At 65.3% G+C, this 13076-nt stretch carries 12 protein-coding genes and 1 pseudogene; 7 read left to right on the top strand and 6 right to left on the bottom strand.

Annotated elements, in window-relative coordinates:
• The first annotated feature begins 25 nt into the window (after positions 1-25).
• Positions 26-1843: a glutamine--fructose-6-phosphate transaminase (isomerizing) gene (gene glmS / locus ACN0S5_RS00675; RefSeq protein ID WP_417205047.1), complete on the top strand. Its 1818-nt coding sequence runs from the start codon at positions 26-28 to the stop codon at positions 1841-1843.
• 20 nt (positions 1844-1863) lie between these two features.
• Positions 1864-2541 (top strand): annotated as a pseudogene (locus tag ACN0S5_RS00670) (DNA alkylation repair protein).
• A gap of 6 nt (positions 2542-2547) precedes the next feature.
• On the opposite strand, the gene ACN0S5_RS00665 reads toward ACN0S5_RS00670, so the two are convergent.
• Positions 2548-3033, bottom strand: a complete 486-nt coding sequence (locus ACN0S5_RS00665; protein WP_417205045.1) for a hypothetical protein — start codon at positions 3031-3033, stop codon at positions 2548-2550.
• Between the two features lie 75 nt (positions 3034-3108).
• Between ACN0S5_RS00665 and moaA the strand changes: the two genes are divergently transcribed.
• A complete protein-coding gene (gene moaA, locus ACN0S5_RS00660; protein WP_417205044.1) occupies positions 3109-4116 on the top strand; it encodes a GTP 3',8-cyclase MoaA in 1008 nt (335 codons plus the stop codon).
• A gap of 330 nt (positions 4117-4446) precedes the next feature.
• On the opposite strand, the gene ACN0S5_RS00655 is transcribed toward moaA, so the two are convergent.
• Positions 4447-5553, bottom strand: a complete 1107-nt coding sequence (locus ACN0S5_RS00655; protein WP_417205043.1) for an anhydro-N-acetylmuramic acid kinase — start codon at positions 5551-5553, stop codon at positions 4447-4449.
• A 62-nt stretch (positions 5554-5615) separates the two neighbouring features.
• Between ACN0S5_RS00655 and tyrS the strand changes: the two genes are divergently transcribed.
• Together tyrS and ACN0S5_RS00645 are read left to right on the top strand one after the other, a co-directional pair.
• Complete coding sequence (gene tyrS / locus ACN0S5_RS00650; protein ID WP_417205041.1) at positions 5616-6869, top strand: tyrosine--tRNA ligase; 1254 nt, start codon at positions 5616-5618, stop codon at positions 6867-6869.
• A 156-nt stretch (positions 6870-7025) separates the two neighbouring features.
• Positions 7026-8222: a hypothetical protein gene (locus ACN0S5_RS00645; RefSeq protein WP_417205040.1), complete on the top strand. Its 1197-nt coding sequence runs from the start codon at positions 7026-7028 to the stop codon at positions 8220-8222.
• Positions 8223-8242: 20 nt separating this feature from the next.
• Here ACN0S5_RS00645 and ACN0S5_RS00640 read toward each other — a convergent pair whose 3' ends face one another.
• The gene (locus ACN0S5_RS00640) at positions 8243-8392 is read right to left on the bottom strand and encodes a hypothetical protein (RefSeq protein WP_417205038.1); all 150 of its coding nucleotides are present in this window, start codon (positions 8390-8392) and stop codon (positions 8243-8245) included.
• Positions 8393-8440: 48 nt separating this feature from the next.
• Here ACN0S5_RS00640 and ACN0S5_RS00635 point away from each other — a divergent pair, with 48 nt between their 5' ends.
• Entirely contained in the window at positions 8441-9334 is an 894-nt protein-coding gene (locus ACN0S5_RS00635) for a GNAT family N-acetyltransferase (protein WP_417205036.1), read from the top strand.
• Between the two features lie 159 nt (positions 9335-9493).
• Here the strand turns inward: ACN0S5_RS00635 and ACN0S5_RS00630 are convergent, their stop codons facing one another.
• The 3 genes from ACN0S5_RS00630 to ACN0S5_RS00620 all read right to left on the bottom strand — a co-directional run bounded on the left by ACN0S5_RS00630 (position 9494) and on the right by ACN0S5_RS00620 (position 11745).
• On the bottom strand, positions 9494-10459 hold the full coding sequence (locus ACN0S5_RS00630) for a DUF3179 domain-containing protein (protein ID WP_417205035.1): 966 nt from the start codon (positions 10457-10459) through the stop codon (positions 9494-9496).
• A gap of 88 nt (positions 10460-10547) precedes the next feature.
• The gene (locus ACN0S5_RS00625; RefSeq protein ID WP_417205033.1) at positions 10548-11246 is read right to left on the bottom strand and encodes a peptidylprolyl isomerase; all 699 of its coding nucleotides are present in this window, start codon (positions 11244-11246) and stop codon (positions 10548-10550) included.
• The gene (locus tag ACN0S5_RS00620; RefSeq protein WP_417205031.1) at positions 11233-11745 is read right to left on the bottom strand and encodes a peptidylprolyl isomerase; all 513 of its coding nucleotides are present in this window, start codon (positions 11743-11745) and stop codon (positions 11233-11235) included. The genes ACN0S5_RS00625 and ACN0S5_RS00620 overlap by 14 nt, the downstream gene beginning before the upstream one ends.
• 124 nt (positions 11746-11869) lie before the next feature.
• Between ACN0S5_RS00620 and ACN0S5_RS00615 the strand changes: the two genes are divergently transcribed.
• The gene (locus tag ACN0S5_RS00615) at positions 11870-13072 is read left to right on the top strand and encodes a phosphoglycerate kinase (protein WP_417205029.1); all 1203 of its coding nucleotides are present in this window, start codon (positions 11870-11872) and stop codon (positions 13070-13072) included.
• Positions 13073-13076: the final 4 nt, after the last annotated feature.

Raw genomic sequence — 13076 nt, 5'->3', positions numbered from 1 at the left:
TTTTACAGGCAAGGGATTTGAAAACATGTGTGGAATCGTAGGCATTCTGGGCAATCACGAGGTCGCCCCGCAACTGGTCGAATCGCTGCGGCGGTTGGAATATCGCGGCTATGACAGCGCGGGCATCGCCACCGTGCACGACGGGCTATTGGACCGGCGGCGCGCCATGGGCAAACTGGTGAACCTGTCGGATCTGCTGGTGCATCAGCCTTTGGCCGGGAAATCCGGCATCGGGCACACCCGCTGGGCCACCCACGGCATCCCGTCGACGGACAACGCGCATCCGCATCGCTCTGGCCCCGTGGCGGTTGTCCACAACGGAATTATCGAGAACTACAAGGAGTTGCGCGCCGAAGTTAAGGCGGCAGGTCTGGACCCGCAGACCGAAACCGACACCGAAACCGTTGCCCTGCTGACCCACCACCTGATGCAAAGCGGGCTGGGCCCGGTCGAGGCGGCCATGGCCTGTATCGACAAGCTGGAGGGGGCCTTTGCGCTGGCCTTTCTGTTCGACGGCGAAGAGGATCTGATGGTGGCAGCGCGCAAAGGCTCGCCCTTGGCGGTGGGGCATGGCGAGGGTGAGATGTATATCGGGTCGGACGCCATCGCGCTGGCGCCGCTGACGCCGCATATCACCTATCTCGAAGAGGGCGACCGCGCGGTGCTGACCCGCGCCGGCGCCACGATCCGCGACGGTGCCGGGCGGCTGGTGAACCGCGAAATGCGCACCGTACAGATGGACGCGGCGCGGGTCGACAAGGCCGGATACAAACACTTTATGGCCAAGGAAATCGCCGAGCAGCCCTCGGTGCTGTCCAACGCGCTGAACGCCTATCTGACCGACGACGGCATCGCCCTGCCCGATCCCGGCATCGATTTCACCAAGATCGACCGGCTGACGATGGTTGCCTGCGGCACCGCCTATTACGCCTGCTTCACCGCGAAATACTGGTTCGAACAGCTGGCCGGATTGCCGGTCGAGGTCGATGTCGCGTCCGAGTTCCGCTATCGCGAACCGCCGATTGTGCCGGGCACCGCGGCGCTGTTTGTGTCGCAGTCGGGCGAAACCGCCGATACGCTGGCGGCGCTGCGCTTTTGCCGCGACAAGGCGGACAGCATCCTGTCGGTTGTGAACGTGCCCAACAGCTCGATCGCGCGGGAAAGCGATCTGGCGCTGCCGATCCACGCGGGCATCGAAATCGGCGTCGCCTCGACCAAGGCGTTTACCTGCCAGTTGAACGTGCTGCTGCTGCTGGCGCTGAAGGCGGCAGAGGCGCGCGGACGGCTGACCCCGGACCGGCGCGACGCGGTGCTGGCGGGGCTGCGCGCGCTGCCCGGCACGATCAACGCCGCGCTGGACCGCGACGAGGTGATCGCAAGCGTGGCGCGCAAGCTGGCCGAGGCGCGCGACATCCTGTTTCTGGGACGCGGGCTGATGTATCCCCTGGCGCTGGAAGGCGCGCTGAAACTGAAGGAAATCAGCTATATCCACGCCGAAGCTTATGCATCTGGAGAGCTGAAGCACGGCCCCATCGCGCTGATCGACAAACACGTGCCGGTGGTGGTCATGGCCCCCAAGGATGCGCTGTTCGAAAAGACCGTGTCCAACATGCAAGAGGTCATGGCGCGCGGCGGCAAGGTCTGCCTGATCACCGACGCCGAAGGGGCGGCGGCGGCGGGTCAGGACGTCTGGCGGGTGATCCAGATGCCAACGGTGCCCGATGTGCTGTCGCCCATCCTCTACGCGCTGCCCGCGCAGCTATTGGCTTATCACACAGCCGTCGCCAAAGGCACGGACGTGGACCAGCCGCGCAACCTTGCGAAATCGGTGACGGTGGAGTGACCTCATCACCAATCGACCCGATGACCGCCGACGCGGCAATAGACTCGCTTCGCACAGCAGGCGATCCTGAGAAGGCGGCCCAGATGGCCGCCTATCACAAGGTCGACCGCCCCTATCTGGGGGTCGCCAACCCGGTTCTGGACGAGATGGCCCGGAACTGGCGGCGTGAAACGGACCTGCCGTCGCGGGTGGCGCTGGCCGACGCCCTTTGGCAAAGCAACATCCATGAGGCGCGGGTGGCGGCCGCCAAGCTGCTGACACAGGCGCGCATCCGGCCCGACGACGCGGTCTGGCGGTTGATCTGCTCCTGGGTGCCGACGTTTGACGCCTAGGCCATAGCCGATCACGCCTGCCTTGCCGGGCAGCGCCGTGTGATGGCCGATCTGACCCGGCTGGACGAGATCGAAGGCTGGACCACCGGCGCGCAGATGTGGACCCGGCGCGCGGCGCTGGTGATCACCCTGCCGCTGACAAAGCTGAACTTTCCCAAACCCGACGAGGCCACCGCACGGGCGCGGGTGCTGGACTGGGCGGCGGGCTATGTGCAGGACCGCGACTGGTTCATCCAGAAGGCCGTGGCCTGGTGGATTCGCGACCTGTCGAAACATGACGCCGAGGCCGCGCAAACCTTTCTGGACGCCCACGGCAAAGAGATGAAAGCCTTTGCCCGCAAGGAAGCGGGCAAATACCTGCGCTGACGCGCCTCAGCCGCCGGTAAACACCTTGAGCGTGGGCAGATCGGTCAACGGTGCCTCGATCAGCCGCATGGCGGCCAGAGAAATGCGGCTGCCTGCCGTCTTGGGCCCGTCGATCGGAATCAGGTCGACCTGCGCGGATTTGCCGGTGGCCGGGTTCAGCACCCTGCCCTTGGCCGGTGCCGAAACCAGCGGCGTTTCCAACCAGAATCCAGGCGCGGCGGGATCGCCAAGGCTGGCCACGGTGTCACCCAAGGCTTGTTCGCCCCCCGGTTTCGGCGCGGCAGCGGCCTTTTTGCGCTCATCCGCCGTGGTGGTGTCGAACTGCTCGACAGTGCGCGCACCGGCGGGCGGCGCGCTGGCCGGCTCCGGACGGGTGACAGCCGCCGGTGTATCGGGTCCGGCCTCCGGGCGGTCCTTGAAGATCGGCAGTTTGCCGCAGGCCGCCAGCGACAGCCCCCCCAGGATCGCAATCCCCACTCTTGCGTTGCGCACTGATCGTCTCCCTTCACCGAAACGCGACCTTGGTCACTCTTGCCCATACAAGGGCCGACAGCTAGTGTCACGCCCATGACACAGCCCCTCATCGACCCGTTCCAGCGCCCGATCTCTTATCTTCGGGTTTCCGTCACAGACCGCTGCGATTTCCGCTGCGTGTACTGCATGTCGGAGAACATGACCTTTCTGCCGAAGAAAGAGCTGTTGACGCTCGAAGAACTGGATCGCATGTGCACCGGATTTGTGCGACTGGGGGTTGAGAAATTGCGCATCACCGGCGGCGAACCGCTGGTGCGCCGCGATATCATGACGTTTTTCCGCGCGATGACCCGGCATCTGGACAGTGGCGCGCTGAAGGAACTGACCCTGACAACCAATGGATCGCAACTGGAGCGGTTCGCGGATGATCTGGTGGACGCGGGCGTGCGCCGGGTGAATGTGTCGCTGGATACGCTGGACGAGAAGAAATTCGCCGACATCACGCGCTGGGGCCGCCTGCCACAGGTGATCAAGGGCATCGACGCGGCACAGAAGGCCGGTTTGCGGGTCAAGATCAACGCGGTGGCGCTGAAAGGGTTCAACGAGGACGAGCTGTTCACCATCACCGAATGGTGCGCCGAGCGGGACATGGACCTGACATGGATCGAGGTCATGCCGATGGGCGATATCGGCAATGAGGACCGGCTGGATCAATACTGGAAGCTCGACGATCTGCGCGCGCGGCTGGCGGACCACTATTCCCTGACCGACCTGCCAGAGCGGACCGGCGGCCCGGCGCGCTATGTCCGGCTGGACGAGACCGGGCAAAAGATCGGCTTCATCACGCCCCTGACGCATAATTTCTGCGAAAGCTGCAACCGGGTGCGGCTGACCTGCACCGGTGAGTTGTTCATGTGCCTCGGGCAAGAGGACAACGCGGACCTGCGCGCCGCCCTGCGCAATTTCCCCGAGGACGATGCCCCGCTGGAGGAGGCGATCCGCGCCGCCATCTCACGCAAGCCCAAGGGCCATGATTTCGACTACTCCCGGCAAACCGTGGACGGGCGCGTGTCCCGCCACATGAGCCACACGGGCGGCTGAAACCAGCGGAGCGGCTGCGCCGCACAGGTTTGTTTGACGAGGGGCGCGGCCCCTCGTGCTCCCCGGGATATTTCCGGACAGAAGAAACCGGGGCCGGAGCGCGCAGGTCCGCCCCGCGGCGCGAGACGGACCCGGGAAGCGATTGCTTCTCCTGTCGCGGTCATCGGCGTCCCCGCCTGTACCGCAGACTCATCCTCGGGCATCGTGGTTAACATAAGGTTAGTGTCTCGCCGCCATCGGTGACGCGGCCACGCAGATGTCTGCTCCCGCGCCCGGATTTCTTCTGTCTGAAAATATTCCCCGCCGGAGGCCCCGCGCCGCAGGCGCGACTCAGGGCTCGACGCTTTCGGGGCGGCTGATTTGCCCGCCGCCCACCGGCGTGGCCACCCCGGTGGTGCCGGGGGCCGAGGTTGGCAGGCCGCGCGCCACCCGGACCGCGAGGTAGGCAAAGGCCTGAGCCTCCAGCATGTCGCCATCAAGACCCACATCCTCGACCGGGTGGACCGGGCAATCCAGTCCTGCCGACAGCATCCGCATCATCACCGGGTTCTTGCGGCCACCGCCGGTGACCAGAACCCGGTCCGGCGGACTGGGGCAATGTTCCATGCCCTGCATGACGGCGGCGGCGGCCATTCCGGTCATGGTGGCCGCCGCGTCCGCGTCGGAGAGTTCGCGCACAAGATCCATCATCAGGGAAAAATCGTCCCGGTCCAGAGACTTGGGCGGCATCTTGCGAAAGAACGCCTCATCGAGGAAAAGTTCCAGTGCGCCCTCTTCGACCTGTCCCCTGCGGGCCAGTCTTCCGTCGCGGTCGCAGTCGAGGCCCAGCCGCTCTGCCACCAGATCGTTGATCGGCGCATTGGCCGGGCCGGTGTCAAAGGCCAGCAGCGCGCCGTCTGCCTCGGGGCGGTCCGCCGAAGGGTCGACCCATGTCAGGTTGCCGACGCCGCCAAGGTTCAGAAAGCACAAAGGGCGGGTGGCACCGATGCTGCGGGCGCAGGCCCAGTGAAAGAACGGCGCAAGCGGCGCGCCTTCGCCCCCAAGACCAACGTCGGCAGAGCGGAAATCCCAGACCACCGGGCGGTTCAGCCGCTGCGCCAGTGCGGCGCCGTCGCCCAGTTGATGGGTGCCGCGCCCCTTTGGTTCATGCGCCAGCGTCTGGCCGTGAAAGCCGACGATCTGCGCGCCGGGAAATTGCGACAGCAGTTCGGCATGGGCCGATTGCACCACGGCCAGCGCCGCGTCCAGCCCCGCGCCCGGCCAGCGGCCAAGCGCCGCTTTCAGGGTGGCGCGTTCATCGGCGGAATAGGCGCGGTAGCCGCAGGTGCCGAAATCAAGGATGCGCAGGCCATCGGTGTGCAGCATCGCCGCATCCACCCCGTCCAGAGAGGTCCCCGACATGGCGCCAAGCGCCCAGACGGCCCCATCCTTCAACATGCTCTTTCCCTCGGCTCTGCCCGTGCTTATAGGTGGCGCGCACAGTATACAGAGGCTCTGGCATGACCTACCATCCCAAATCGGACTTCATTGCCGTCATGATGCAACGCGGCTTTCTGGCGGATTGCACCGATTATCAGGGGCTGGACGAGGCGTTCGCCAAGGGCTGTGTCCCCGGCTACATCGGGTTTGACGCAACCGCCAAATCGCTGCATGTCGGATCGCTGATCCAGATCATGATGTTGCGCTGGTTGCAGAAGACCGGGCACCAGCCGATCACCCTGATGGGCGGCGGCACGACCAAGGTGGGCGACCCGTCGTTCCGGGCCGAGGAGCGTCCGTTGCTGACGCCGGACCAGATCGACGACAATATCGCCGGGATCAAATCGGTCTTTGCCAAGTACCTCGACTATGACAGCGGGCCGAACAAGGCCCTCATGCTGAACAATGCCGAGTGGCTGGACGGGCTGAACTATCTCGATTTCCTGCGCGACATCGGGCGGCATTTCTCGGTCAACCGGATGTTGTCTTTCGAATCGGTGAAATCGCGGCTCGACCGGGAACAGTCGCTGTCGTTCCTTGAATTCAACTACATGATCCTGCAAGCCTATGACTTCCTTGAGCTGAACCGCCGCTATGGCTGTCTCTTGCAGATGGGCGGCAGCGACCAGTGGGGCAATATCGTCAACGGGATCGACCTGACCCGCCGGGTGCTGGATCACGAAATCTATGGCCTGACCTCGCCGCTGCTGACCACCAGCGACGGCAAGAAGATGGGCAAGTCGCAGGATGGCGCGGTCTGGCTGAATGCCGACATGCGGTCGTCTTATGAGTTCTGGCAGTTCTGGCGCAACACGACGGATGCCGACGTGGGGCGCTTCCTGAAGCTCTATACCGAACTGCCGCTGGACGAGTGCGCCCGGCTGGGCGCGCTGGCCGGGTCCGAGATCAACGACGCCAAGATCGTGCTGGCCAATGAGGTCACCACCCTGTGCCACGGGGCCGAGGCGGCGGCGGCGGCCGAGGCGACGGCGCGCGAGGTCTTTGAAAAGGGCGGCGTCGGGGACGATTTGCCAACGCTGGTGCTGACCCGCGACGAGATCGGCGACGGTGTCTCTATTGTGCAGATGATTGTCCGGTCCGGGTTGGCGAAATCCGGCAAGGAGGCCAAGCGCCTGATCGCCGAAAACGGCGCGCGGATCGACGATGCCCCGCTGACGGATGCCGGTCTGATGCTGGACGCGGGGGCCTTGGCCTCTCCGGTGAAACTCTCGGCGGGCAAGAAGCGGCACGCGCTGGTCAAGCTGGCGGATTGAGTCGGATACCCCGCGCCTGACGGAGCGTGGTTTCTTGCGGGCACTCCACTGGTTTGGCCCCTCGGCGCGGCACCTGTGCCGCGCCTTATCGTTTGCAATTCTTCCCGGTCTTGGCGCAGGCTGAAAGATCATGAGATTTTTCAAACGAGTTTCGACATGCGCTTTCGTGCCCTGCTGACCACGCTGCTGACCACAATCTGGTGCCTTGCCGGCCCTGCCTTTGCCGCCACCCTTGAAACCGACATCACGCCCGAGATGGCCGAGATGGGCTGTACCGCGCGGTTGAACGGCCCCATCGAAGCGGGCGATCTGGAGCGCATTCAGCCGTTCCTTGAAACGCCCTTGTCGCCGAATTTCGGCGCGCCCGGTTTTGATCAGGCGATTGTCAATCGACGGTTCAGCCCGGCGCTGGACTATGCGCCGGACGGGTTTTTCACCCATCGTCTGTGCCTGAACAGCCCCGGCGGGTCGCTGGTCGAGGCGCTGCGGATCATTGATTTCATCCGCCGCCAAAGCACCACCACAGAGGTCGGCGGGCCAAGCGGCATCCAGACCGGCATCGCCCGCGACGACATCTGCGACAGCGCATGCGCCTATATCTTTCTGGCCGGGCGTTTTGTCCGCTTCGCCGGGCTCAGCCACTACGAAGGGTGGTCAAACCACGTGCTGCATCCGCTTGGACGGCTTGGATTTCATGCCCCGTTCCTGAATTTCGACGAGCCGAGCTATTCGGGTGATCAGGTGCGGGACATCTGGCGGATCGGCATGAATGCGACCTCGCTGATCTCGCGCCAGATCGCCAGCGGCAATATTTTCATGACCAACGATCTGTTTTCGGAAATGGTGACCTATCTGCCGTCCGAGATGCTGGTGGTGGAAACGGTGGGTCAGGCGGTGCGCTGGAAAATCGCGGTCGAGCCCAATCTGCTCAGCTTCAACTCATACCCCTATTCGCGTGAGGCGTTTTTTGAGGCCGCCTGCCTGAACGCGGCGGCGCGCGCGCCCACGTTCATCGACCTGACGCCAGTGTCAGAGCGCCTGACCCTGCGCGAGGATGGCGCGATGCAACGGTCCGTGGGTGGCTTTGTCGACGCGCTTTCCGGGCGCGGCTATGACTGCGAGATCGCGACCAAGGCCTGGGACGATCTGCAAACCCACCTGAGTTTTGACGACTATGGGGCGGATTGGTTGCCCCGGTCAGAGTTCATTTGCTACACGCCGCAGGTCTCGCTGGTGCCCAGCGACCTGTCGTTCGAGTGCGAAGATTGCGCAATCGAGGTGGACATCGGGTGTCTTGGCATCCTGCCGCCGCAGACGCCGATCCGCGAGATCCACATGGACCCGCCGGACTGAGTGCGCCTATCGGGTCGACGCTAGAACAGCGCCTGTAGCAGCGCCAGAGCGGCAAAGGGCACCGACAGCATCACCGCCACCAGCAGGGCGCAGGCGGCGGTGGGCCGGGGACGGGCCAGCGCGGCGGTTTTGGGGCGGGAGGATGCGGGGCGCAGGAGATGTCGTGTCATGCGGTGCAGTTAACAGCATGGAAACTTTCCATCACGTTAATGCGGGGCATGTCGACGTCGCTTGCCCTGCCCCTGCCCCAGTCCGAGGAATTTGCCGCCACCTGTCAGGCGCTTGGCAAGCCGTTGCGCCGGTGCAAACAGGAATCCGGGCGGCGGCTGCGGCTGTGGTGGCAAATCCAGTCGCATCGCTTTGGCCCCCTTGGGCGGGTCGATCTGGTCTCTCGCGGGCCGGTGGCGGCGGAGGTGGCGGATTTGCAGGACTGGACCGCGCGCTGGCAACGCTGGCATGACGGGCGGCCCTTGGTACTGAACGCCGACGGGCTGGAGGCCGGCGCGTTGCGCGCTGCCGGGTTCTGGCCGCTGATGACCCCGGCCAGTCTGGCGCTGTTGCCGCTGGGGTCAGAGCACGCGATGCGCGCGGCCATGGCGCAGAAATGGCGCAACCGGCTGAACCGCGCGAGCCGCGAGGGGCTGGAGGTGCGTGAGACCGCGTTGACGCCGGATCACTGGCTGTTGGCGGCGGAGACCGCGCAGGCGCGCGCACGGCGCTATCGCGGGCTGCCGCCCGGTTTCAGCGCCGCCTTTGCGCAGGTCAATCCGGGTGCGGCGCGGGTCTATGAGGCGCGGCTGCGCGGTGCGCCGGTGGCGGCGGCGCTGATGTTGCGCCATGGCCGCATGGCCACATGGCAGATCGGCGTGACCACCCCCGAGGGGCGGCAACGGCATGCGATGAACCTGCTGCTGTGGCGGGCGATGCAGGGGCTGGCGGCGCAGGGGCATGATTGCCTCGACCTTGGTATCCTGAACGCGCAGGATGCGCCGGGACTGACGCATTTCAAGCTGGGCACCGGCGCGCGGGCGCACCGGCTGGGCGGGACATGGCTGCATCTGGGGGCGCTGGCGCCGCTGGCGCGGTGCCTGCCGCGTCGGTTGACGGGATAGCGTTGAGCGGGCGGTGGGGTGGAACCCCACCCTACGGGCCGTGATTGACGGGATGGTGATGGGGGCGGTGGGGGGAACCCCGCCCTACGGGCCGTGATTGATGGGAGGGTGTTGGGCGGGCGGTGGGGTGGAACCCCACCCTACGGGACGCCGGTCGTGTCAGTTGCCCAACATCCATTCCCCGTCCGGCCAGAAGGCGTGAAAGGCAAAGGCGAACAGCACATCATGCGGCAGGTCCGCGCCGCTGGCGTCGCGCACGCGCACCGATCCCACGTCGCGCCCGGCGGCAATCACCCCGGCATCCAGCGCCGAGGCCTGTCCTTTGCGCCAGCTCAGCACCACCCCGCCCTCGCGGATTTCCCCGGCCTCGGCCAGTCGGTCCATCGGCCAGGCGCGCTCGCCCACGCGGACCACCCGCATCAGCGGCGGCACGCCATGCGGCGGCATCTCACCCGAATAGAGGAAGGGCCGCTTGGAACTGTCGTAATTGCGGTAGGGGTTCTGGCCGTAGGGCCGGTTCCACGCCGGTTCCGCCATGACAACGCCGTCCGGATGACGTTCGGCGAACTGGGCGAAGCCCTCCATCCAGCTGGGCAGCAGGGTCAGTTCGGTGCCGGTCATCTCACCGACAATGCCGGTGCCGATGGCCTGCTGCCACCAGCTTTGGGTTTCGCGGTCGTACATCACCATGTCCGAATTGCGCAACTTGCCCGAGACGCCAAAGGTCAGCACGCGGCTCCCGACGCGGCGGTCAAAGCTCAGCGCGGAATTGCACAGCGGGCAAAAGGTGACGGCGACGGGCACATCTCCAATCGTGTCATTCACGATCTCATGCCATGTCAGATAGCGGATCGGATAGGCGCGCGGGCGCTGGCCCTCGACCACCACGGTGATGACCGGCTCATTGCCCTTGATGCGGGTTTCCTGAGCGACCTCGATGAATTGCGGGTCGGACAGCGCGGGAATGCCGTCCTTGGGCGGGCCGCCGGACATGATCTCGACCCAGTTGGTGATCGTGGTTGTCTCAAAGTCCGTGTCGGGCCATTCGTGTTTCCAGAATGACGGATCGGCGGCGGCGGGCAGCGCCAGCGACAGGGCGGTGGCGAGCGTGAGCAGTAGGCGCATGAGGTCTCCTCCTGATCCAGAGGATGCCCGCTAAAGCGCCATCTGCCCAGTCTTTCCCACGCGCTCGTGACTGCGCGTGGGATCAGGGTCATTCGGTGACTGTCACCTTGACCATGCGGTCGGGTTCACCTGTCACAGAGCCGTTGGCGCGTTCATCACCGCGCTTGATGGCGTCGACAATCTCCATTCCTTCGGTCACGCGGCCCACCACCGTGTATTGCCCGTTCAGGAAGGAACCGGGCGCAAACATGATGAAGAACTGCGAATTGGCGCTGTCCGGGCTTTGCGAGCGTGCCATGCCAACGACACCACGTTCAAAGGGCACGTCGGAAAACTCGGCCTTGAGATCCGGCAGTTCCGAACCGCCCATGCCCGCGCGGCGCATGTCGAACGCCTCGGCCCCGACGCGGCCAAATTCGACATCGCCAGTCTGGGCCATAAAGCCGTCGATGACGCGGTGAAAGACAACGCCGTCATAATAGCCCGCCCGCGCCAAGGCCGCGATCTGGGCCGCATGGCCCCCGGCGACATCCTCGAACAGGTCGATGACAATGGTGCCGTTGGCCTCACCCGCCACCTCGATCCGCAGGCCAAGGTCGGTGCCTTCGGGGATCGGCGTCACCTCTGGCACGGCCAGCGGTGCCGCGACCTCTGGCGTTTCGGGCACCACGACCACCGGGTCGGGCGTGACCGTTTCCGGCGCATCCCGGCCAGACAGGACCACGTAGACCCCGGCGGCGACAAGCCCCGCCGCCAGGATTGCCAGAATGCCCTTAGTCGGCAACATCGGCGGCCACCTTCACCGAGATCATGCGGTCAGGCGCGGCGGGCGGCTCACCTCGGGTGATCGCGTCGACGTGTTCCATGCCGGAAATCACGCGGCCATAGACCGTGTACTGGCCGTTCAGGAAATGGTTGTCGCCAAAGTTGATGAAGAACTGCGAGTTGGCGCTGTTGGGGTTCTGCGAGCGCGCGGCACCCAATGTGCCCCGGTCATGCGGCAGCTTGGAGAACTCGGCCTTGAGGTCCGGCAGGTCCGACCCGCCGGTGCCCGCGCGGCGCAGGTTGAAGTCCTTTTCCATATTGCCGTTGGCCACGTCGCCGGTCTGGGCCATGAAGCCGTCGATCACGCGGTGAAAGCACACGTTGTCATAGGCACCGGCGCGGGCCAGTTCCTTCATGCGGGCGCTGTGATCGGGGGCCACGTCGGGCAAAAGCTCGATTGTGACGGTGCCGTCCTTGAGTTCCATCAGGATGGTGTTTTCGGGATCCTTGATCTCGGCCATGTCTGTCTCTCCGTTTTCAAACTGCGACGAGAGGTAGCCCGGACCGCGCGGGATGCCAAGACGGCGTTGACCTGCGGCGCGGATCGGGTCTAGTGGACCGCGACAGTGGATCGGAGGGATAAAGATGGCCTGGAACACCCTTGATGACTTGGATCTGGAAGGCAAGCGCGTGCTGACCCGGGTCGACATCAACGTGCCGATGGAGGATGGGCGTGTCACCGACTCCACCCGGATAGAGCGGATCGCCGCCACGGTGCAGACCATCCTAGACAAGGGCGGCAAGCCGGTGCTGCTGGCCCATTTCGGTCGCCCCAAGGGCGAGCGGCGCGACGACATGAGCCTGCGCCACCTGATCCCCGCGATGGAAGACGTGCTGGGCGTGTCGGTGGTTTTTGCCGCCGATTGCGTTGGACCGGCGGCGGCGGCGGTGATCGACGCGCTTGGTGAAAATCAGGTGGCCCTGTTGGAAAACACCCGCTTTCACGCGGGCGAGGAAAAGAACGACCCGGAACTGGTGGCCGGGATGGCGGCGCTTGGCGATATCTATTGCTCGGATGCGTTTTCCGCCGCGCACCGGGCGCATGCCTCGACCGAGGGGCTGGCGCATGCCCTGCCCGCTTGTGCCGGGCGGCTGATGCAGGCCGAGCTTGAGGCGCTGGAAAGCGCGTTGGGGACGCCGGAACGGCCGGTTCTGGCGGTGGTTGGCGGGGCCAAGGTCTCGACCAAGCTGGAGCTGTTGGGCAACCTTGTCGAAAAGGTCGACATGCTGGTGATCGGTGGCGGCATGGCCAACACCTTTCTGGCCGCGCAGGGCATCGACGTGGGCAAATCGCTGGCCGAACATGAAATGACCGGCACCGCCAAGGAAATCATGGCCAAGGCAGAGACCGCCGGCTGCCGTATCCTGTTGCCGGTGGACGTGGTTGTCGCGCGCGAGTTCAAGGAAGGTGCCGAGAATGAGATCGTCGCGGCAGACGCCTGCCCGCCGGATGCGATGATCCTTGATGCCGGGCCGAAGTCGGTCGAAACCATCATCGAGGCCATCGACGAGGCGGCCACGCTGATCTGGAACGGCCCGCTGGGCGCGTTCGAGATCGCGCCGTTCGACACCGCCACCAATGCCGCCGCCAAACATGCCGCCGACCTCAGCGAGGTGGGCAAGCTGGTGTCGGTCGCCGGGGGGGGTGACACGGTGGCGGCGCTGAACAAGGCGGGCGCGGCCTCGGGCTTTTCCTATATCTCGACCGCCGGTGGCGCGTTTCTGGAATGGATGGAAGGCAAGACCCTGCCCGGCGTTGCGGCGCTGGAAATGGCGACCGACGCCTGACTGT

It is taken from the genome of Antarctobacter sp. (assembly GCF_048262615.1).
In the GTDB taxonomy this organism is placed as follows: domain Bacteria; phylum Pseudomonadota; class Alphaproteobacteria; order Rhodobacterales; family Rhodobacteraceae; genus Antarctobacter.
The sequence above is the reverse complement of the archived record's forward strand: the minus strand, read 5'-3'. Positions and strand labels throughout refer to the sequence as shown.